Origin of the sequence: Halomonas sp. KO116 (genome assembly GCF_000734975.2) — a bacterium.
Taxonomy (GTDB): domain Bacteria; phylum Pseudomonadota; class Gammaproteobacteria; order Pseudomonadales; family Halomonadaceae; genus Vreelandella; species Vreelandella glaciei.
On record NZ_CP011052.1, the window covers coordinates 1,439,460 to 1,460,037 of the forward strand.

18 protein-coding genes are annotated in these 20,578 nt (G+C 56.0%); 10 read left to right on the top strand and 8 right to left on the bottom strand.

What is annotated here, in order from left to right; translation table 11 throughout:
- Positions 1-43 precede the first annotated feature (43 nt).
- The 6 genes from KO116_RS06630 to KO116_RS06655 form a co-directional block, all read right to left on the bottom strand.
- Positions 44-1,426, bottom strand: coding sequence for an NAD-dependent succinate-semialdehyde dehydrogenase (locus KO116_RS06630; RefSeq protein WP_035559843.1), 1,383 nt, complete (start codon positions 1,424-1,426; stop codon positions 44-46).
- A gap of 237 nt (positions 1,427-1,663) precedes the next feature.
- Entirely contained in the window at positions 1,664-2,458 is a 795-nt protein-coding gene (locus KO116_RS06635) for an IclR family transcriptional regulator (protein ID WP_035559844.1), read from the bottom strand.
- A gap of 96 nt (positions 2,459-2,554) precedes the next feature.
- The gene (locus tag KO116_RS06640; RefSeq protein ID WP_035559847.1) at positions 2,555-3,847 is read right to left on the bottom strand and encodes an NAD(P)/FAD-dependent oxidoreductase; all 1,293 of its coding nucleotides are present in this window, start codon (positions 3,845-3,847) and stop codon (positions 2,555-2,557) included.
- Between the two features lie 12 nt (positions 3,848-3,859).
- The gene (locus KO116_RS06645; protein WP_035559849.1) at positions 3,860-4,588 is read right to left on the bottom strand and encodes an amino acid ABC transporter ATP-binding protein; all 729 of its coding nucleotides are present in this window, start codon (positions 4,586-4,588) and stop codon (positions 3,860-3,862) included.
- On the bottom strand, positions 4,585-5,250 hold the full coding sequence (locus tag KO116_RS06650) for an amino acid ABC transporter permease (protein ID WP_035559850.1): 666 nt from the start codon (positions 5,248-5,250) through the stop codon (positions 4,585-4,587). The genes KO116_RS06645 and KO116_RS06650 overlap by 4 nt, the downstream gene beginning before the upstream one ends.
- Positions 5,251-5,370: 120 nt before the next feature.
- Positions 5,371-6,156, bottom strand: coding sequence for an ABC transporter substrate-binding protein (locus KO116_RS06655; protein ID WP_200897131.1), 786 nt, complete (start codon positions 6,154-6,156; stop codon positions 5,371-5,373).
- 405 nt (positions 6,157-6,561) lie between these two features.
- Here KO116_RS06655 and KO116_RS06660 point away from each other — a divergent pair, with 405 nt between their 5' ends.
- The gene (locus KO116_RS06660) at positions 6,562-6,801 is read left to right on the top strand and encodes an iron-containing alcohol dehydrogenase (protein ID WP_144408565.1); all 240 of its coding nucleotides are present in this window, start codon (positions 6,562-6,564) and stop codon (positions 6,799-6,801) included.
- Between the two features lie 50 nt (positions 6,802-6,851).
- Here the strand turns inward: KO116_RS06660 and msrA are convergent, their stop codons facing one another.
- Together msrA and KO116_RS06670 are read right to left on the bottom strand one after the other, a co-directional pair.
- On the bottom strand, positions 6,852-7,520 hold the full coding sequence (gene msrA, locus KO116_RS06665; RefSeq protein ID WP_035559857.1) for a peptide-methionine (S)-S-oxide reductase MsrA: 669 nt from the start codon (positions 7,518-7,520) through the stop codon (positions 6,852-6,854).
- A 106-nt stretch (positions 7,521-7,626) separates the two neighbouring features.
- Complete coding sequence (locus KO116_RS06670; RefSeq protein WP_035559860.1) at positions 7,627-8,535, bottom strand: LysR family transcriptional regulator; 909 nt, start codon at positions 8,533-8,535, stop codon at positions 7,627-7,629.
- Between the two features lie 150 nt (positions 8,536-8,685).
- On the opposite strand from KO116_RS06670, the gene KO116_RS06675 reads away from it, so the two are divergent.
- From KO116_RS06675 to KO116_RS06715, 9 genes are all read left to right on the top strand, one after another.
- On the top strand, positions 8,686-10,197 hold the full coding sequence (locus KO116_RS06675) for a CoA-acylating methylmalonate-semialdehyde dehydrogenase (protein ID WP_035559863.1): 1,512 nt from the start codon (positions 8,686-8,688) through the stop codon (positions 10,195-10,197).
- Between the two features lie 26 nt (positions 10,198-10,223).
- On the top strand, positions 10,224-11,894 hold the full coding sequence (locus KO116_RS06680; RefSeq protein WP_035559866.1) for a GMC family oxidoreductase: 1,671 nt from the start codon (positions 10,224-10,226) through the stop codon (positions 11,892-11,894).
- A gap of 231 nt (positions 11,895-12,125) precedes the next feature.
- Positions 12,126-12,329, top strand: coding sequence for a cold-shock protein (locus tag KO116_RS06685; RefSeq protein WP_035559868.1), 204 nt, complete (start codon positions 12,126-12,128; stop codon positions 12,327-12,329).
- 223 nt (positions 12,330-12,552) lie between these two features.
- Positions 12,553-14,322 carry an SLC13 family permease gene (locus tag KO116_RS06690; RefSeq protein WP_035559870.1) on the top strand — a complete coding sequence of 590 codons (1,770 nt, stop codon included), beginning with the start codon at positions 12,553-12,555 and terminating at the stop codon, positions 14,320-14,322.
- 90 nt (positions 14,323-14,412) lie between these two features.
- Positions 14,413-15,078: an alpha/beta hydrolase gene (locus KO116_RS06695; protein WP_035559872.1), complete on the top strand. Its 666-nt coding sequence runs from the start codon at positions 14,413-14,415 to the stop codon at positions 15,076-15,078.
- 40 nt (positions 15,079-15,118) lie between these two features.
- Complete coding sequence (locus KO116_RS24090; RefSeq protein WP_052703735.1) at positions 15,119-15,799, top strand: hypothetical protein; 681 nt, start codon at positions 15,119-15,121, stop codon at positions 15,797-15,799.
- Entirely contained in the window at positions 15,796-17,286 is a 1,491-nt protein-coding gene (locus KO116_RS06705) for a complex I subunit 5 family protein (protein ID WP_045812088.1), read from the top strand. Before KO116_RS24090 ends, KO116_RS06705 begins: the two co-directional genes overlap by 4 nt.
- Complete coding sequence (locus KO116_RS06710; protein WP_035559875.1) at positions 17,283-18,788, top strand: complex I subunit 5 family protein; 1,506 nt, start codon at positions 17,283-17,285, stop codon at positions 18,786-18,788. The genes KO116_RS06705 and KO116_RS06710 overlap by 4 nt, the downstream gene beginning before the upstream one ends.
- A complete protein-coding gene (locus KO116_RS06715; protein WP_052703736.1) occupies positions 18,785-20,557 on the top strand; it encodes a complex I subunit 5 family protein in 1,773 nt (590 codons plus the stop codon). Before KO116_RS06710 ends, KO116_RS06715 begins: the two co-directional genes overlap by 4 nt.
- The last annotated feature ends 21 nt before the right edge of the window (positions 20,558-20,578 follow it).

A 20,578-nucleotide genomic window follows, 5' to 3' on the forward strand; every position in this document is an offset into this window, starting at 1 on the left:
CGGCGCTCTTGGTTATCGCTCACGATTTTGAGCGTTTACTGCCTTACTCTTGAACGACAATTACCGACTTGGCATTGACGAACTCGTGCATGCCGAAGCCGCCGTGCTCGCGACCGTAACCGGAGTTTTTAACGCCGCCGAAAGGCATTTCCGGTGTCGCAACACCAAAGCCGTTAATGAATACCATGCCGGTATCAAAGTACTTGCTGGCAAGCTCGCTGGCGCGTTTCACATCTTTAGAGATGATGCCACCGCCCAGGCCGTAACGGCTGTCGTTGGCAATGCGCATGGCATCTTCGTCATCTTTGGCACGAATCAGCGCAGCGACGGGGCCAAACAGCTCGTCGTCGTAAGCGGGCTGGCCGGGAGTCACGTTATCCAGCACGGTGACCGGGTAAAACGCGCCCTCACCGGATGGCTTTTCGCCACCGCAAAGAATCTTCGCTCCTTTGCGCACGCTCTCTTCCACTTGGTCGTGGAGATCATCGCGCAGATCCACGCGAGCCATGGGGCCCAGGTCGCTGTCTTCTTGGGTCGGGTCACCCGCTTTAAGCGACTGCATACGTTCTACATAGCGCTTTTTAAACGTTTCGTAGTTCTTTTCAGTGACCACAAAACGCTTGGCCGCGACGCAGGTTTGACCGCCGTTATAGACGCGCCCCTGGACGCAGGTATCGATGGCGACATCCATGTCGGCGTCATCAAGCACCAGGTAGGCGTCGTTAGAGCCCAGCTCAAGCACGGTCTTTTTAAGGTACTCAGCCGCTTTGCCCGCGACTTTGCGACCTGCGCCATCGCTACCCGTTAGGGTTACGCCACGTACCGCAGAGTGAGCAATCACCTCATCAGAAATATCGTGAGAGATTACCAGCGTACGGAAAACGTTTTCCGGAAGACCCGCTTCGCGGTAGATCTTTTCCAACAGCAGGCCGCTGCCAGTCACGTTTTCAGCGTGTTTTAGCAGCACGCCGTTACCCGCCATAATATTGGCGATGGAGTAACGTACCACCTGATATGCAGGGAAGTTCCAGGGCTGAATGCCGTAGATCACACCCATCGGTGAGTAGGTAATAAAACCACTCTCGCCATTGCCAGGCTGACGCTCTTCGTCGGCTAGCTTTTTGGGGCCATGTTCAGCGGTGTAGTCACAGATGCCGGTGCAAAGATCGACTTCCTGGCGGGCCTGAGAAGGCAGTTTGCCCATCTCTTTGACCATCAGGTCGGCAAGCTCTTCTTTATGCGTTTGCATCGCTTGGCCAATAGCTTTGACAGTTTTAGCGCGGCTTTCCAGCGATTCTAAGCGCCAATCGAGAAACGCCTCGTAGCAGGCGTCGACTACCTGCTTGGCTTCTGCGCTGCTCATTAGCGCATAGGTTTCGAGGGTTTCACCATTGGTGGGATTAGTCGTTTTGATGCTGTTGCTCATAAGATCTCCTATCTATAGATCAACGTGGGGTCAAAGCGTCCAGCTCCAGGGCGCCTAATCGACCGGTCTACTTCTGTTGCACAGCCACCTTAGTACAAAATGAGCGCCTCTGCATAATGAAGTCTCTATTGTCCGGCAGTGACACGATCAATCAGTTCCTTTAATTGCTCAAAGAATTTGTGTGAGCCTGTTTGTGTTGTTCCGGTGTGTAATAAAAACTCGGCTTAATCACTACCATCAGCTACGCATGCGAGCGGCTTTGGTAATGGCGCGGGCGCACTCCATTAACGATGGCGCGAGCTGTTCCAGGGCGCGGTCGAGAGTCCAGCGGCTGCTGGGCGTGGTGATGTGTACGGCAGCAACCGGTAAACCCGCGGCGTTGCGTATCGGTGCGGCAATATTGATATCGCCAAGAAAGTATTCAGCGTCGTTCCAGGCGACCCCGCGTAAGCGGCATTCACGGATCAGCTCGCTAAGGGTGTCGATATTAGTAATCGTGTTGGGCGTATGGGCCTTTAGCTCACAGGCGGTTAAATAGTCGTGAACCTGGGTGTCGTCCAGCGCCGATAAATACGCTCTACCGGAGGCGGAGCAGTACATCGGTACGCTGCTGCCCACCGGCATATGAATGGGAATGTAATGGCGGCTGGTAAAACGGGCCATGTAGATCATATCGAGTCCGGAGGGTTCGGTCAGCGACACGGTTTCCAGGCAGCTGTTGCTCAATTCAGAGAGGTAGGGGTTGGCGCAATCGACTAGTAAGTCGGCTTCTAGATAGTTGGCGGAGAGGGTCATCAGGCGGATGCCAAGCCGATATTTGCGGCTGGCGGGCGCTTTGACTAGGTAGCCGAGCTGCTCGAGCGTGTGGGTGATGCGTTGCACCGAGCCCATGCTTAGCGCTGAATACTTGGCGATTTCCGAAAGGCTGAGTTCGCTGTGTTGAGCATCAAACAGCTCAAGCAAAGAAAACGCTTTCTCCAGCGATTGATTGAACTGCGGCGAGCGTGGTTCGTTGGCGTTGGCGTGCTTCATGCTTTTATAGAATTCCTTACATATTCCCCTTGGGGGCGAGGCCGCAAAGGGAGCATATCAACATCTTGTGTGTTGGTGTGGAAGCGTCTGGGCGGTTTAGCGCTCCAGCCAGTCTCTGGCCCGATAGTAATTGACCACCGTTTCAACATACAGCCTTTGTAGGCCGTGCAGGGGAATCGGCTTGATGGGCGTGAGCGGAAAGGGCAGGGCTGCATCCATCGAGTGCTGCCCTAGCTGTTCTCCCAGCAACTTGCCAAGGTGGGTTCCCATGGCAACTCCACGGCCGTTATAGCCTAGCGCCACGGTGAGCCCTGGCTGGGGCTCGTGTACGTGGGGAAGCGAGTCCTGAGTGATGGCAATGCGTCCTGCCCAGCGAAAGGCGACCTCAACATCCTTTAGCTGCGGGTAGAGTTTGATGATGGCGTTTTCGAGATGGCGAAAGTCGCTAGGCTTACGCGGGTCATTGAAAGAGCCACGACCGCCCATCAGCAGGCGGCCATCCCTGTCGCGGCGGAAGTAGAGCAGCAGCTTGCGGGCATCTGACGCCACTTCGCCCCCGGGCAGAATATGATTGCCTTCCTCTGCCGTAAGGGGGCGGGTGGCTATCTGATAGCTATTGGCGGCGATCAGGCTGCTGGCGAGTTTGGGCTGCAGAGCGTCACTGTAGCCGTTGGTGCAGAGCAGAACCCGCTCTGCCTGAATTTCCGCTCCGCCTTCCGACGTGACGCGCCAGCGCCCTTCGGCGCGGGTAAGCGAACTTACGCGAGTGTGTTCGTGCAGCGTTGCTCCGCTATCGTGCGCTGCCTGTGCCAGCCCACGAGCGTAGGCTAGCGGGTTCAACCCGCCAGCCCTGGGGTCTACCCAGCCGCCAAGATACTCTGAGGTGCCGAGACGTTCCGCGCACTGCTGCTGGTCTAACCAAGCGATCTCTACGCCGCGAGATTGCCATTGGCGGGCGCGGGATTCAATCGCTTTCAGGCTGGCGTGGGTTACGGCGGGTTGAATCCAGCCGCGCTGCTGGGCGTCGCAGTCAATGTTGTGCTGCTTTATCAGGTCAAACACCACATCGGCATTGCGGGCTGAGAGCGCGATCATGCGTTGGCCGCGCTCTTCGCCATAGCGTGTGATGAGTTCATCCGGGTCGTATTTGAGGCCGGGGATGACTTGGCCGCCGTTTCGGCCAGAGGCGCCCCAACCGATGCTTTCGGCTTCCAGTAAAACCGTGCTGATGCCGCGCTTGGCGAGGGCAAGGGCGGCGGAAAGGCCGGTAAACCCGCCGCCGATAATCACCACATCGCTGCGCTGGGCGCCCTGCAGCGCTGGGAAGTCTCTACCTGCGGGGGCTGTGTCAGCCCATAGGGAGGGGGGCATATGAGATGCGATTGCCATCCTTGGTCTCCGTTAATGATTTAGCACGCGGCGCAGAAAATCCTGGGTGCGCTCGTGGGAAGGCTGGGTAAGCAGCGTGTGGGCATCGCCGGATTCGACAATCTGCCCGCCATACAGAAAGCAGACGCGGTCAGCGACTTCTTTGGCAAAGCTCATTTCATGGGTGACGACCACCATGGTCATGCCTTCGTTGGCCAGGTCGCGCATAACAGTAAGCACATCGCCCACCAGTTCGGGGTCGAGAGCGGAGGTGGGCTCATCGAACAGAATGGCTTCCGGTTGCATGGCTAGGGCGCGGGCAATAGCAACACGCTGCTGCTGACCGCCAGATAGCTGCTGTGGGTAGGCATCGACTTTATCGCCCAGCCCGACTTTCTCCAGTAAGGCGACAGCATTGGCGTGGGCGGTATCGCGGGGTTCGTTTTTGACGAAGATCGGGCCTTCCATGACGTTTTCAACCACCGTGCGGTGGGGAAATAGGTTGAAGCGCTGGAATACCATGCCGACTTGAGTACGCAGGTCGTTAATATCTTTGCTGGCCACATCGACTTGGCGGTCGTTGATCGTAATGCTGCCTTGGTCATAAGACTCCAGGCCATTGATGCAGCGAAGCACGGTCGACTTGCCAGAGCCTGAGGGGCCAATCAGACAAACCACTTCACCCTTGGCGACCGTTAGACTGACTCCTTTGAGTACTTCTACGTCGCCAAAGGATTTATGAATAGCATTGATGTTGATCATGCTTTGCCTCCTTTCGCCGACTTTCCGAAATAGCGCTCTAGGCGGTTAACGCCAAAAATCAGCGGTAGGCTAAGGCAGAGATAGAGCAGGGCAACCAGGGTATAGACCGTAGTATTCTGGAAAGTGGAGGCAGCGATTAACTGCCCGGCCCGGGTCATTTCGGCCACGGTGATGGTGGAGGCTAGCGATGAGTCTTTCAGAATCATGACGGCCGTATTGCCGTAGGGAGGTAGCGCAATACGGATCGCCTGCGGAAGCACGACGCGGCGCATGATGAGTTTGCTTTTCATGCCGATGGATCTGGCGGCTTCAATCTGCCCTGCTTCAATCGCTTCGATACCGGCGCGGAAGTTTTCCGCTTGGTAGGCGCTATAGGCGACGCCAAGCCCGATAATACTTGCCTGGAAGGCACTAAGCTGTATGCCGAGTTCGGGGAGTACGAAGTAGATATAAAACAGTTGAACAATAATCGGTAGACCGCGCACCACATTGATGAAGGTGCCTGCTCCAAGCGACAGTGCGCGCACTGGCGAGAGCTTCATCAGGGCAAGTAGCAGGCCGAGTAGGGTGCTTAGCAGTAAGGCGCCAATGGTGATCTGCACCGTAATCAGAGCACCTTTTAATAAAATGGGTAGAAAGGCGGTGATGTCCGAAAACTCCATGGGAAGCCTTTATTTTGCATGCACTTCTTCAACTACCCCCGAAGGGGCAGTGAAGCGGTGCTGTTGTGATCATTAGCAGGTTGTTTGGTTAACGCTGCAGGTGGGTTACCTGGGGGTGATTTACAAGCCCCACTCTTCGAAGATGGCATCTAGAGTGCCATTCTCTTTCAGGTGAGCAAGCGAGGTGTTCACTTGTTCCAGCAGTTCGGAGTTTTCCTGGTCAACCGCAAAGCCAATATGACCAACCATTTGTTGCTCGTAGTTGTCCGCTAGCTGGAGTTCTGGAAAGCGGTCTTGGCTGAGGTGGTAGCTCATGATGGGGGCATCACCGACACCCGCCACAATGCGACCTAACGAGATGTCACGCATCATGTCTGCCAAAGAGTCGTAATTGCGGATCTCTGGAAAAATGCCCATGTTGTTGAGCTGTTCGACGTAGGTGGTGCCGACCTGTGCGCCAATCACTTCGCCTGAGAGGTCTTCAAGTGTGTTGATCTCGCCATCGTAGTCCTGACGGGTAACGACCCCTTCGCCATAGGGGTAGACATCATCACTGAACGCGACCTGTTTGGCGCGCTCTTCAGTCTTCAGCATCGCGGCGGAAATGATGTCGATATGCCCAGCGGTCAGCGAGGGTATCAAGGCGTTAAACTGCGATTCCTGAATAGTGACCTCATAGCCCATATCTTCGCCCAGTGCATTGACCAGATCGACCATCGCGCCGGTGATCTCATTGGTTTGCACGTCCAGGAACGTAAACGGAATCCCGCTTGGCGTTCCGCCTGCTTTTAGCACTTCCTGTGCGTTTGCCGTGGCACCAAGTGATAAGGCTGCGCCCAGTACGGCCGGTAACAACATCGCTTTTTTAAAGTGAATAAGAGGTTGGCTGTCGGATGTAGGTTTCATTGGGTCACCATTGAGAGTGTTGGGGGTTGTTATTTACGCCTTGTTAAAAGCTATTCGGTAACGTCACTTCAGAGCCTAGGTGAGTTTTTATTTATCGGCAAGAGTTATTATTTATCGCATTGCGATAAAATATCAGGGTATGTTTATTTGAAGGGCGTAGTTACCGTGCTCGGGCCAGCATGTGGTTACGTTGATGAATTAAGTCATCAAAATATCGATGTTCGATGATTTTTTGCTTCCCATATACCTGTATGATTTTATCTTTAATTTTTTTATCAATTAAATCATATAGTTGTTAATTTTTTGGTTGGCGTGGCGTTTGCGAAGTAAAAAGTGGCCAGCGTTATGCTCTGTTTGATAATCGAGCTGGAAAAACAACCAATAAAAGCTAATAGGAAACGCAATATGCAGTTAAGTAGCTTTAATCAAGTGAGTAGCTTTAAAAGCGCCGGTAAGCTAATTACTGGCCATGGGGCCGCACAGCAGTTGCAGCCCTATGTTCAGTCGCTGGATATGCAGCGCCCCTTAATCGTTACCGATAGCGGCGACAAAAGGACAATATGGTGCATATATCCAAGCAGGCATTTTTTTAAACAGAACGCGTATATTAGCTTCTTTTTTGTTACAGCCGTCGATGGTCAGTAAGTGGCGATAGCTGATTCGGACAATAGTGAAGAGATTGATCACGTTTCTATTTACTCAAACGTAGGCCCACCGGCTTCTTCGCCCCACACTTCTTCCAGGCGGCCGTCGCGACCACAGCTGTAGCGGTAGAACTTATAGCGCACGGGGTTCTTTTGATAATAGTCCTGGTGGTACTCCTCAGCAGGCCAGAATGTAGTGGCGGGTACTATTTGGGTGGCGATCTCCCGGTCAAAGCGCGCTTCCATTTCGGCTTTGGAGGCTTCGGCCAGTTCACGCTGGGCTTCGTCGTGATAGAAGATCGCGGAGCGGTATTGATCGCCCACATCACAGAACTGACGGTCGACCGCAAAGGGGTCGATGTTGCGCCAGAAAATTTCTAACAGCTGCGCGTAGCTGATTTGCTCTGAATCGTACTCGACCTTTACGACCTCGGCGTGGCCCGTGTTACCTCGGGTAATATCTTCGTAGCTGGGGTTCTCAAGCTCGCCGCCAGTATAGCCGGAAATAGTCGCACTGACGCCGGGTTGGTCATCGTACGGCGGCTCCATACACCAGAAGCAGCCACCGGCAAAGGTCGCTTCCGCACTGCTTTGATCTTGAGAGGACTGCTCTTGAGAGGGCTGCTCTTGAGAGGATTGGGCTTGAAGCGAAGGGCTGGCTAGGCCAGCGGCAGCCAACGCGACAAACGTGAATGGACGAAGAAGAGACGGTCGGTTCATTGCAAACACTCCAGGGGCGGGGGCGAGTTACTGCCTATTATTGAGTCGATTAGTGGCTTGGTGTTCCCTTTCCTTACGGCTCCTTGCTCACAACCTTTTTTATGACTTAGTCAAGACGATGGGGCCATACCTCGTCCAGCGTACTGAGCGCAGCGTTGACAGTCGATTCGTTGGTGCTTTCATGCCTCCAGATAAAACTTAACGCGCAGGGCAGGCGAATATTCTCCGCTACCGCTAGGCCGCTCTCCTGGCGCTCTGTCATCGCCAGGGCGTCCCGGGCCAGGCTTAGTCCAACGCCTGCGCGCACTAGATCAAGCATGCAGGCCTCCTGATCCACCTGGGCCACCCGATTGGGAACTGCGCCGCTCGCTGCCAGCGCCTGCTTTAACAGCCGATGGTGGGCTGAATCCTGTGGCGTAACAATCCAGGGCAGCGTGGCTAAGTGCTCCCAACGGGTATCAGTGAGTCGGTTTTCCCAGCCTGAAGGGGCAATCACGTGATAATCAAAGTGGGTTAGCTCACGCCAAGCCAGCGCCTCATGCCCTTTTCCAGGGCCTTGCCCAGGCGGCGCTAGGTAAAACCCCACATCTAAATCCCCGTGTTCAATGCGATTAAGTACGCTGCCACTCATTCCATGCTGCAGTTCGGTTTCTAGCTGCGGCGCACGGGCCATTAGGCGGCTTAAAAAGGCACCCAGGCGGAGAAATTCCGGGTCGACAATAGTGCCGATTGAGAGCTTGCCGCGCAGCGTACTGTGCAGTGTTCCGGCAGTTTGCTCAAACGCCTGGGCGCTGGACAGGGCTTTTTCAGCGGCGGGTAACAGCGCATGACCGTCGGCCGTCAGTGCCAGACCCTGAGGACGGCGGCTAAACAGCGTGAGGCCTAAATTCGCCTGCAGCTGCTTCAACTTTAGACTAATGGCCGGTTGGGTCAGGTGCAGTTGTTCAGCAGCGCGTGACACGCTGCCCGTTCGAGCAACGGCCACGAAGGCGCGCAGGGTGGCGTACTCTTGCATGATTAGCCTCAAATACTCGTCATGATATTAGCAGAGATTATAACTGGCTTTTAAATAACTCAATTGATCCGTTCGCTGGGCCCAGTAGGCTAGGCTGAAGGTAAGCTTTTTGCACACGCTTTAAACATGCGTTATTAACTAGGTACTCCCATGACAACAACACCGATTCAGCATTTTATTAATGGCCAGGTCACTGCCGGTGAGTCTGCTCAATCCCAGGATGTCTTTAACCCCGCCACCGGCCGTGTGACCGGTCGTGTATCGTTGGCTTCCCCGGCGGACGTCAATACGGCGGTAGAGGCAGCACAAGCCGCTTTTCCCGCCTGGGCCGATACCCCGCCCATCCGCCGCGCCCGGGTAATGTTTAAGTTTTTAGAGCTGTTAAACGCCCATAAAGATGAGCTAGCTGAAGCAATTACCAAAGAGCACGGCAAGGTGTTTACCGATGCCCAAGGTGAAGTGGCCCGCGGTATCGATATTGTGGAATTTGCCTGCGGTATCCCGCAATTGCTCAAAGGTGATTATACCGAGCAGGTGAGTACCGGGATCGATAACTGGACGCTGCGCCAGCCGTTAGGCGTCGTGGCTGGTATAACACCGTTTAATTTCCCGGCCATGGTGCCGATGTGGATGTTCCCACTCGCCATTGCGGCGGGTAATACGTTTATTTTGAAACCCAGCCCGCTGGACCCCAGCGCTTCGCTGTTGATGGCCGATTTGTTGAAGCAGGCGGGCCTGCCCGACGGCGTGTTCAACGTTGTCCAGGGTGACAAAGACTCCGTGGAAGCGCTGATCGACCACCCGCATGTTAAGGCGCTGTCGTTTGTGGGCTCCACACCGATTGCCAATTTGATCTACGAGCGCGGCGCCCGCAACGGCAAGCGTATTCAAGCCTTGGGTGGGGCCAAAAATCATATGGTAGTGATGCCGGATGCGCATTTGGATAAAGCCGTCGATGCGCTGATCGGTGCCGCCTATGGCTCTGCCGGTGAGCGCTGCATGGCGATTAGCGTGGCGGTGTTGGTCGGCGATGTAGCGGATAAAGTCGTTCCGGCACTGGCGGAGCGTGCCAAAGCACTGAAAGTAAAAGATGGCATGCAGCTGGATGCGGAAATGGGCCCCATTGTGACTCGTCAAGCCCACCAGCGGATTACCGGCTATATCGAAAAAGGCGTGGCTGAAGGCGCTGAACTGGTGGTCGACGGCCGCAACTTTGACGCCTCTACTGCAGGAGAGGAGTGCGCCGACGGGTTCTGGATGGGCGGCACGCTGTTCGACAATGTCACTCCTGAGATGACGATCTACAAAGAGGAGATTTTTGGCCCGGTGCTGGTCTGCGTGCGGGTGCCGGATATCGCCACCGCGATCCAATTGATTAACGACCATGAGTTCGGCAACGGCGTTAGCTGCTTTACCGAAAGCGGTACGGTGGCGCGGGAGTTTGGCCGCCGCATTCAGGTCGGCATGGTGGGTATCAATGTGCCCATTCCGGTGCCCATGGCGTGGCACGGCTTTGGCGGCTGGAAGCGCTCGATGTTTGGTGATACTCACGCCTACGGCGAAGAGGGCGTGCGTTTCTACACCAAGCAGAAATCGATTATGCAGCGCTGGTCCGATTCGATTGATGCCGGGGCTGAGTTTGTAATGCCCACGGCGAAGTAACGCCCACACGTTACCGGAGCCGACTAATGTCAGAACCCACCAATAACAATTTCGACTATATCGTGATCGGCGCAGGCACCGCGGGGTGTCTGCTGGCGAATCGATTGAGCACCAATCCCAATAATAAGGTGCTGCTGATAGAGGCGGGCGGTCGCGATAATTACCACTGGATTCATATTCCGGTGGGCTATCTCTACTGCATTAATAACCCACGCACCGACTGGCTGTTTCGCACCGAGCCCGATAAAGGGCTCAATGGCCGTTCGCTGATCTACCCGCGGGGTAAAACCCTTGGTGGCTGCTCCAGCATCAACGGCATGATCTATATGCGCGGCCAAGCGCGGGACTACGACCACTGGGCGGAAGTCACCGGCGACGACGCTTGGCGCTGGGAGAACTGCCTACCCGACTTTATCAAACATGAAGACCACTACCGTCTGGACGAGGGCGGCGATGCAGACGCAAAACACCGCAACTTTCACGGCCACGGTGGCGAGTGGCGGATCGAAAAGCAACGACTCAAGTGGCAGGTGCTGGATGATTTCGCCGAAGCTGCCGTGCAGGCGGGCATCCCGCGTACCGACGATTTTAACCGCGGCTCTAATGAGGGCGTGGCCTACTTTGAGGTCAATCAGCGCTCGGGCTGGCGCTGGAATACCGCCAAAGCGTTTTTACGACCCGCGCTGAAACGCGGCAACCTCACGCTATGGCACTCTACCCAGGTCAATCGGCTGCTCTTTGAGCAAGCGGAAGCACTGCGCTGCACGGGTGTAGAGGTAGAGCGAGGGGGCAAAACCCAACATGCTATTTTGACCAAGGAGGGGGGCAATGCAGAAGTGGTGCTCTGCGCCGGCGCTATTGGTACGCCACATCTACTTCAGCTTTCCGGTGTGGGGCCCGCAGAGACGCTGCGAGAGCATGGCGTTGAGGTCGTGCATGAGCTGCCGGGCGTCGGCGAGAATTTGCAGGATCACCTGCAGATTCGTTCGATATATCGGATTACTAATGGCAAAACCCTCAATGCCATGGCCAGCACGCTGTGGGGTAAAGCGGGCATTGGCCTTGAGTACCTGCTTAAGCGCTCTGGGCCGATGAGCATGGCGCCTTCGCAGTTAGGAGCTTTTACCCGCAGTACGCAGGATCAGACGCACCCCAATATTGAGTACCACGTGCAGCCGCTAAGCCTGGAAGCCTTTGGCCAGCCGCTGCACCCGTACCCAGCGATTACCGCCAGCGTATGCAATTTGAACCCTACCAGCCGTGGCACCGTGCGGCTTAAAAGCAGTGACCCACGCCAGGCACCGGCGATTTCTCCCAATTACCTGAGTACTCCTGAAGATCGCAAGGTGGCCGCGGATTCTCTACGGGTGACGAGGCGTATCGCCGAGCAGCCTGCGTTTGCCAAATACGCGCCGGAAGAGGTCAAGCCCGGCGTCGAGTACCAAAGCGACGATGAGCTGGCCCGGCTGGCCGGTGATATTGGCACGACGATATTCCACCCAGTGGGCACCGCGAGAATGGGCCGTGAGGATGATGCCATGGCAGTGGTCGACGCACGGCTGCGAGTGCGCGGCGTTAGAGGACTGCGGGTGGCTGATGCGAGCATTATGCCAACCATCACCAGCGGCAACACGAACTCGCCCACGCTGATGATTGCGGAAAAGGCCGCGGGTTGGATGCTGGCTGAGCGTCGTTAGCTGCCTAGGTTGCAGGCAATGGCTAGTGGCAAGAGCTATTAACTCGCGTTTTATGGGGGGTGTTGACGGAGGAGGGTGGTTAAGCGCAAAATAAAGCCAGTTGGTTAGCAAGTCGAACGTTGTCAGCAGTATAGAAGCGCCTCTAGCGTTAAATCTGGTGAAAGTCTCTTGTTATACCCACTGCAATTCGGGTATTTCCCGGTTTAATTAGCAACATCGAGGATTTCGATCATGGCAACTGGTACCGTTAAGTGGTTCAACGACACTAAAGGTTTCGGCTTTATTTCTCCTGACGACAATGGCGACGATTTGTTCGCGCATTTCTCTGAAATTCAGGCAGAAGGCTTCAAATCTCTGCAAGACGGCCAGAAGGTTTCCTTCGACGTCACCCAGGGTAAAAAAGGCCTTCAGGCTTCTAACATCAAAGTAGTTTAAGTTAACTCTTAAGCATTGAGATGTTTGCAATCACCGCTTGGCGTTGATTGACCAGGAAACCCCGCCAGTGCGGGGTTTTTTGTGTCTGTATGATTAAGAAGATACTCATGCTTGATAATCTTATATTCCATTTTGATCTTTAAATGTTTCTAAAAATAACTTTTTAGAATATAGGATTGGCTTCACAATACCGCCATGCTTATTTGTTAAGGATGTCGTGGTTATGTCGCTGGATGCTTGGATAGCGGTCGGGGTGGTGCTCACCATCTTCCCGTTGATGGCCTTTTCACGCCTGGGGCCGGATATTATCTTGCTGGGCGCGGTTATTTTACTCATGACGCTGGGCGTGATTGACCCACAGCAGGCGCTGGGGGGCTTCTCCAATAGCGGTCTGTTTACTGTCGCGTTTATGTATGTGCTGGTGGCAAGCATTCGCGAAACCGGCGGCATCGATCTGATTATTCGCTATGTGCTCAAACGGCCAAAAAGCGAGCGAGGTGCGCTGGTGCGCTTGCTGTTACCGGTGGCCTCGCTAAGCGGCTTTGTCAATAACACTCCGGTTGTGGCTACCTATATTCCTGCGGTAATGAGCTGGAGCCGTCGGCTGCGCTTGTCTCCCCAGAGGCTGCTAATGCCGCTCAGTTTCGCCTCTATCCTCGGTGGTACCATTACGCTATTTGGTACCAGCACCAACTTGGTGGTGCATGGACTGCTGCTGGAGCGCTACCCAGAGCTTGGCATGGGCCTATTGGATTTGGCCTGGGTGGGTGTTCCTGTAGCCGTAGCAGGACTTGCCTATCTCATTTTACTGGGGCCACGTTTGTTGCCTGCCAGGGAAGGGTTGGCCAATGCGTTTGCCAACCCCCGCGAGTTCACTATCGAAATGGAGGTCGACCCAGCGGGAGTGCTGGTGGATCGCACTGTCGAAGAGGCGGGGCTACGCCACCTGCAGGAACTGTTTCTAGTCGAGATTGAGCGCGCGGGTAACGTGGTCAGCGTTGTTGGGCCTGGCGAGCAGCTCAAAGGCGGCGACCGGCTGGTGTTTGCGGGCACCTCTGATGCGGCGGTGGAGTTGCAGCAAATTCGTGGCTTAATTCCTTCCCGGGACGAGACCTCCAGTTTGGAGAAAGAGTTTAAAGAGCGCCGTTTGGTTGAGGCGGTGGTCTCCAACCAGTGCCAGTTTATTGGCCAGCGTATTCGCGATGGCCATTTTAGAACCCTTTATGGGGCAGCGGTACTGGCGATCTGCCGTGGCGGCGAGCGGGTTAAGGGCAATCTGGGCCAAGTTCGGTTGCAGCCCGCTGACGTGCTGTTGCTGGAGGCGCGGCCGCCGTTTATTGAGCGTCATCGCCAGTCACGGGACTTTTTGCTGATTAGCGAGCTAAATGGCGCGGCGCGGCCGATCCATGAGAAAGCGCCACTAGCTTGGGGCTTGCTGTTAGGCGCCGTACTGCTCGCCGCCTTTGGCGTGATGAGCATGCTTAACGCTGCCATGTTGGGGGCGGCATTAGCGCTATTAACGGGCTGTTGTTCGGTGGGCGCCGCCAAACGTGGGCTGGATACCCAGGTGCTGCTCACTATTGCCGCATCTTTCGGGGTGGGGGCGGCGTTGCAAAGCTCCGGTGCCGCCGAGGCAATGGCTGGTGGGGTGCTCACCTTAGTGGCAGGTAATCCATTACTGCTATTAATCGGCACTTACTGCGTGGTTGCGCTGTTCACCGAACTAGTGACCAATAACGCAGCGGCGGTAATTATTTTCCCGGTAGTGATGAGCGCAGCAGAGAGCTTGGGTGTGAGTCCGATGCCCTATGTGGTAGCGGTTATGTTTGCTGCCTCGGCGAGCTTTCTAACCCCCATCGGCTATCAAACCAACCTGATGGTGTATGGCCCCGGGGGTTACCGGGTGAGCGATTTTCTGCGTTTGGGCAGTGGCTTAAATATACTGACCGGTGCCATAGCGCTTGCTTTGATTCCCCTTGTGTGGCCCTTTTAAACGTGGCGTGACCTTTTTAAACATGCCATGGCTCGCTGTTAACGCGGGTTTGCGCTAGGGTGGCCCTTTTTGAATAAGGAATACGATGTCATGACTGCTCCTGGCGAACTGATTATTGAGCCGAAAGGTGGTCAACCCGCCGATGCCTGTGTGTTTATTATTCACGGCTTAGGCGCGGATGGGCACGATTTTGAACCCTTGGTACCCGCATTAGCGCTGCCCAAAGATTCACGCGTGCGCTTTATCATGCCCCATGCGCCACGCCTGCCGGTGACGATTAATGGCGGTATGGTAATGCCCGCCTGGTACGATATTTTGGCCATGGATTTAGGGCGTCGGGTTGATGAGCGCCAACTCAAAAAATCCGCTGAGCGTATCCAAGCGCTGATTCAAGAGCAGATCGACCAAGGCATCGATAGCCAGCGCATTATTGTGGCAGGCTTTTCGCAAGGGGGAGCTGTTGCCTATCATGCTGCGCTGACTTTTCCCGCGCAGCTAGGGGGCTTATTGGCTATGTCGACCTACTTCGCCACCGCCGATAATATCGACCTTGCGGAAGCCAATCGTCAGATCCCTGTCGAAGTGCAACACGGTAACTTTGACCCCATTGTGCCTGAAAGCCTGGGTCGCAGCGGTGCTGACCGTTTAAAAGAGATGGGCTACGCGGTCAACTACCGGCAATACCCAATGGCCCATGCGCTCTGCCCCCAGCAGGTGAATGATATCGGCAAATGGCTGAGTTCTCGCCTACACTAAGCGCCTATTCGTGACCGATGCAAGGATGTAGCGAAAGCGAATGATAGCTTCCTTTGATGCAATAGAAGTGCTGCTGGCGCTGTGCCTCACAGCGTCGGCGCTAGTGTGCCTGTTTGATCGCCACCTGGTGCGCGCCTGCTACTTTTTTGTGACCTTTGCGGCCGCAATGACAGCCGCCTGGTGGCAGCTCGGTGCGCCCTGGCTGGCAGCCGTCGAGCTGGTGCTAGGGGTAGGGCTAACCGGGCCCTGCTTTTTTTATGCCCTGGGCCATGTTTTACCCGGCGCTTCCTCGCCTCTAGAGCGTGATAAATTCAGCGAGCCTTGGTCACGAGTAGCGATGCGGGTGGTGTTGGCGCTGGCTTGGTTTGTGATGGTAGGGGCAGCGATTCGCTTTGTAATGACCGACATGGCGTATTCACCTTCCGAGCATCCGCTGCTGCTTGCTGGCGTGCTGATCGCCGCGTGTGCCTTAGGGGCGTTCGCGCTACACCGCCATCTGCTGCGTCGGCTGCTGGCGTTTAATCTACTCGGCTCTGCGGTGTTTATGCTATTGGCTGGCGTGGCGGGCACCTCGCCGACGGCCCAGGCATTAATTAGCGTGGGGCTGTTAGTGGCCTGGCTGGGGACAATGCTGGGTGCGTTGTTGATTAGGCAGCTTTTGCATCTGGAAGGGGTCGAGGCCTTGGGGCGTGACGGTAAGCCTGAGGAGAGCGCCATATGATCTGGCGCTTCGGTCTTTTCGATAGCACCTTTGAACCCCTTCTCCATACTCACTGGGCGCTGTTAGCCGCGCTTGGCTTGCCGCTACTGTGGGGCATGCTGGCGGCACTCTTTCCCCCCAGGCGGGCATGGCCCGTAGCGCTTGCCTGTGTGCCGGTATTGGCTTCGGGGCTGGTCCTGCTATCAGCTTATGACCAAGCGGGCCTACTGCGCTGGCAGTGGCAAATTGCCGATATTCATCTGTCGCTGCGCCTAAACGGGCTGAGTGTGCTGTTGCTGTTAATGACCCAGGTGATTGGTGTTGCGGCAGCGCTCTATACCCCAGGGTATCTGCGCTTAAGCGAAACCGGGCCGTTGGCACGCTGGCTGTGGCCGCTGATGGGCGTTGTGCTGAGTGCGCTCTCGTTAATCTGGCTGGCCACCGATCTATTGACCCTTTATGCCGGGCTGGAATTGATGGGGCTGGCGGCAGTCGGCATGCTGATGCTATCGGGAAAGGCGCCCGCGCTAGTGGCGGGAGTGCGCTACTTGCTGTTGGCCCTGGTAGGCTCGCTAACCTATCTACTTGGGGTGGCACTGATTTTAGGCCACTGGGGTCGATTGGATTTGCAGGGTTTGGCTGATGTCGTAGAGCCTGGACCGGTGGCGTGGTTCGCTGCTGCGTTGATCGGCGCAGGACTAGCTTTGAAAGCCGCGCTGTTTCCGCTGCATGCGTGGCTGACACCTGTGCACGAGAATGCCTGGACACCGGTGAGCTCGCTTCACGCCGCGCTGGTGATCAAGGCGTCGCTGTTTATATTGCTGCAGCTATGGAGCATTCTGCTGCCTGATACGTTCTACGCCCCGCGTGTTATCGCCTGGTTAGGCCTGCTGGCGATTGTATGGGGTGGGTTACTGGCCTGGCGTACCGATTCTCTTAAAACCCTGGTGGCTTCTTCTACTGTTGGCCAATTGGGGTATCTCATGGTGGCTTTTCCGCTGCTGCTGGGACCGGATATTGCGCCGCTGCCGCGTGCTTTGGCTTGGGAAGGGTTTTGGCTGCAACTGATGGGCCACGCCTTTGCTAAAGCCGCCATGTTTATGGCCGCAGGCAACCTGATACTGGCCACTGGGGAGAGCACGCTCAAAGGCCTGGCCGGTACCAGCCGCCGTTTGCCGCTTTCACTATTAGTGTTTGGCATTGCCTCCATCACTCTGATGGGGCTGCCGCCCAGTTCGGGGTTTACCGCCAAGTGGCTATTGCTACAAGCGATGGTGCTATCCCAGCAGTGGTGGGCGGTGGCAGCACTGTTAACCGGCACGCTACTCACTGCTGCTTATATATTTCGCATGTTTCGCTACTGCTTTGATGAGACCGCCCCACGGCATCGTTATCAACCCTTGGCGCCGGGCATGGATCTGATTGCACTAACGCTTGCTCTGATTGCGTTCGCGCTAGGGCTATTGGCGCATTTCCCGCTGGAATTGATGCATGGAGGTAGCCCATGAACGCCGCCTGGTTACCGCTGACTGCTTTGGCTACTTCGCTACTGGTGGTGGTGATTATCTTTGCGCTGCCGGAAGACGCCCGGCGGCTGCGCACCACGATTAACCTAGCGGCCGCGGTGGTTAAGATTATTCTAGTGATTCTTATGGTCAGGCGGGTAGCCGCGGGGCATGAGGATATTTTTAGCTTTCAAGTGATCGGTGGCGTTGATTTCGTACTGCGCAGCGATGCGCTAGGGGTGATGTTCGCCGGGCTATCTTCACTGCTGTGGCTATGCACCACCATCTACGCCATTGGCTACTTGGAAGGCTCAGCTAATCGGAAGCGCTTTTTTGGCTTTTTTAGCCTCTGCGTTGCGAGCACGATCGGCATTGCGCTGGCCGATAACTTGTTTACCTTCCTGGTTTTCTACGAAATGTTGACGCTCTCCACCTATCCCTTGGTGGTCCACAGTGGTACGAAGCAAGCACTCAATGCCGGGCGCGTCTATTTGCGCTACACCCTAAGCGCCGGTGTGGTACTGCTGCTGGGCACCGTGCTGCTGTATAGCCTGACCGGGGATCAGTCATTCTCTTCAGAAGAGGGCTTGGGCGACTATTTAAACGACCATCGCGGTTTGTTGACGCTGATATTTGCCTTGCTAGTGGGTGGGTTGGCGGTAAAAACGGCCATGGTACCTTTGCATGGATGGCTACCCAGGGCGATGGTCGCCCCTGCGCCGGTGAGTGCACTGCTACACGCGGTAGCAGTGGTAAAGGCGGGGGCTTTCGGGATTCTGCGGGTCGTTTACGATCTGTTTGGCATTGAACTGAGTGTGGAGCTCGGCGTTATTACCACGCTAGCGGTAGCAGCCTCGATTACGATTATCTATGGCTCGTTAAGAGCCATTGCCCAAGAGGAGCTTAAACCCCGCCTAGCGTTTTCCACCGTTAGCCAGGTCTCCTACGTCATTCTGGGGATAGGCCTGTTTGGCCCTTTCGGCACCGTCGGTGCTTTAGCGCACTTGCTGCATCAGGGCCTAATGAAGGTCACGCTGTTCTTCTGCGCGGGTAACTATGCCGAGGAGCTGGGGATTCATCGTATTGATGAAATGGACGGCGCAGGCAAACGCATGCCGTTGACCAGCATTGCGTTTACTATCGGCGCGCTGGGTATGATTGGCCTTCCGCCAGTAGCGGGGTTTATTACCAAGTGGTACCTCGGCGTTGGTGCGATTCAGGCCGAGATGTACTGGGTCGTCGCCGTACTCGTGGCGAGTAGTACTCTCAACGCCATGTACTTTTTACCCATTGTGCACCGCTTATGGTTCCGTTCAGGGCCCTCCCATGGCAAAGGCAGTTGGCCCAAAGAGCAGCGCCTAGGCCGTTTTGAAACCCATAGCTGGCTGCTTTTACCGATGGTGTTTACCGCCTTGGTGAGTTTGGGGGCAGGGCTGTTTGCCGGGCTCCCGTTTAGCCCCTTGGATTGGGCGGCGCGGGTAGCCAACGGGGAGTATCTGCCATGATGACGCTGCTGCTTGCTCTGGCGCTACTCTGGCCGCTGGTTGTCATCGGTTGGACGCTATGGAGCGCCTACCGCACTCCCGCTGCGCAGCAGGGTTATTTTTCACCACTATGGCTAAGCGCTGCTTGGCCCGCGCTGCTGTTAGCGTACGGCGGCGAAGCGCAGTGGACGATGGATGCCTGGATGCTAGGCGGCGAATGGGCGCTTAACTCGCTAAGCCGCCCCTGGCTTGCGTTTACCGCGCTGCTCTGGAGCCTGGCAGCTTTTCATGCCAGAGGCTATTTTGCCGCGGAGCAGACGAAGGCCCGGGACGGTGATCAAGACGCTGAGCGACGCCTGTTGCGTTTAGCGCTGCTGTGGCCGCTGACACTGCTCGGTAATGTGCTGCTGATTATTGCCCAGGATATCGCCAGTTTTTATCTAGGCTTTGCGCTGATGACCTTCGCCGCCTACGCCTTAGTGGTGCATAGCGGTTTACAGGAAGCACGGCTGGGTGCCAAGGCCTATTTGATGTTGGCCGTGGTGGGCGAAGGGCTGATTTTAGGTGGTTTTTTATGGGCGGCCGGCGCGGCGGATACGCTTACGCTACAAGGGGTGCGTGAAGGCATTTTAGTCGCCGAGCAAGGCGCATGGATGGCCGCCTTGCTGTGCTTGGGCTTTGGCGTTAAAGCCGGCGTCATTGGCTTGCACGTATGGCTACCGTTAGCCCACCCGGTGGCCCCGGCCCCGGCCAGCGCGGTGCTTAGCGGGGCGATGATTAAGGCGGGGCTGTTGGGCTGGATCAGCGTGCTGCCGTTAGGTGAGGAACAGGTGTCTTCTTCGCTAGCCCAGTTTGGCAACATCATGCTAATCGCGGGGCTGGCGGCAGCCTTTGGCGCCGCGCTTTATGGCGTTTTTCAGCGCCACCCTAAAGCCGTTTTAGCCTACTCCAGTATCAGCCAGATGGGCATGATGACCGCGGTGGTCGCCATGGGGTTGGTTGCGCCCGACGTATGGTCACTGTTATGGCCGGGCCTTGTGCTGTTTGCTGCCCATCACGCGCTGGCTAAAGGTTCGCTGTTTTTGGGTACCAGTATCAGCGAGCACTTACCGCGCTGGCCGCTACCGTTGGTTTGGGCTTTGCTGGCACTGCCGGGTATCTCACTGGCGGGCGCCATTGGCGCGGGTATGGTCAGTAAGTGGGGCGTGAAGAGTCCGCTTTATGAAATGCATCATGAATCGTTGGTCAAGCTGCTCAGTTGGGCGGCTGTTGGCACCGCGGCATTGGTAAGCGTCGCTTTATGGCGTCAGTGGCAGCAGCGCCATAAGGGCGGCAGTAACCCAGAGCAGTGGGGGGCCTGGTTAGTAGCCATAGCGGCAGCGCTATTGACGCCACTTTGGCTCCCCTTACCTGCGGGCAGTATCGAAATGCCGCCGCTTAAAGAGTGGCTGGGGATTATGTGGCCATTTCCGGTGGGGGTTCTGTTCGCCGCGGCTGGCTGGCTACTAACACGCCCGCTTAAGGGTAAGTCACTGCCCGCTGGCGATCTATGGTGGCTTTACGCGGGAATGGTCGGCGCTGCATTGGTGCCGATACGACTGGTTGGGCACTACTGCGCCCAGCTTAAAGCGGCGAGTGTGGCAAACGCACAAAAAGCTGAAGACACGTTGATGGGCCATTTAACTCGCCTATTGGCATCCGAGTCCTGGTTGCGTCACCATGCCGGTGGTTTGATGATGGTGCTTGCCGTGCTGCTTGCGGCGCTAATGATGTGGGAAGGTCAGCGATGAAACGACTGTGTGGACTGTACT

Bases quoted from the DNA above. Each gene is read 5' to 3' on its own strand.
- KO116_RS06630 (WP_035559843.1), bottom strand. From the start codon at position 1,426: ATGAGCAACAGCATCAAAACGACTAATCCCACCAATGGTGAAACCCTC.
- KO116_RS06635 (WP_035559844.1), bottom strand. From the start codon at position 2,458: ATGAAGCACGCCAACGCCAACGAACCACGCTCGCCGCAGTTCAATCAA.
- KO116_RS06640 (WP_035559847.1), bottom strand. From the start codon at position 3,847: ATGGCAATCGCATCTCATATGCCCCCCTCCCTATGGGCTGACACAGCC.
- KO116_RS06645 (WP_035559849.1), bottom strand. From the start codon at position 4,588: ATGATCAACATCAATGCTATTCATAAATCCTTTGGCGACGTAGAAGTA.
- KO116_RS06650 (WP_035559850.1), bottom strand. From the start codon at position 5,250: ATGGAGTTTTCGGACATCACCGCCTTTCTACCCATTTTATTAAAAGGT.
- KO116_RS06655 (WP_200897131.1), bottom strand. From the start codon at position 6,156: ATGAAACCTACATCCGACAGCCAACCTCTTATTCACTTTAAAAAAGCG.
- KO116_RS06660 (WP_144408565.1), top strand. From the start codon at position 6,562: ATGCAGTTAAGTAGCTTTAATCAAGTGAGTAGCTTTAAAAGCGCCGGT.
- msrA (WP_035559857.1), bottom strand. From the start codon at position 7,520: ATGAACCGACCGTCTCTTCTTCGTCCATTCACGTTTGTCGCGTTGGCT.
- KO116_RS06670 (WP_035559860.1), bottom strand. From the start codon at position 8,535: ATGCAAGAGTACGCCACCCTGCGCGCCTTCGTGGCCGTTGCTCGAACG.
- KO116_RS06675 (WP_035559863.1), top strand. From the start codon at position 8,686: ATGACAACAACACCGATTCAGCATTTTATTAATGGCCAGGTCACTGCC.
- KO116_RS06680 (WP_035559866.1), top strand. From the start codon at position 10,224: ATGTCAGAACCCACCAATAACAATTTCGACTATATCGTGATCGGCGCA.
- KO116_RS06685 (WP_035559868.1), top strand. From the start codon at position 12,126: ATGGCAACTGGTACCGTTAAGTGGTTCAACGACACTAAAGGTTTCGGC.
- KO116_RS06690 (WP_035559870.1), top strand. From the start codon at position 12,553: ATGTCGCTGGATGCTTGGATAGCGGTCGGGGTGGTGCTCACCATCTTC.
- KO116_RS06695 (WP_035559872.1), top strand. From the start codon at position 14,413: ATGACTGCTCCTGGCGAACTGATTATTGAGCCGAAAGGTGGTCAACCC.
- KO116_RS24090 (WP_052703735.1), top strand. From the start codon at position 15,119: ATGATAGCTTCCTTTGATGCAATAGAAGTGCTGCTGGCGCTGTGCCTC.
- KO116_RS06705 (WP_045812088.1), top strand. From the start codon at position 15,796: ATGATCTGGCGCTTCGGTCTTTTCGATAGCACCTTTGAACCCCTTCTC.
- KO116_RS06710 (WP_035559875.1), top strand. From the start codon at position 17,283: ATGAACGCCGCCTGGTTACCGCTGACTGCTTTGGCTACTTCGCTACTG.
- KO116_RS06715 (WP_052703736.1), top strand. From the start codon at position 18,785: ATGATGACGCTGCTGCTTGCTCTGGCGCTACTCTGGCCGCTGGTTGTC.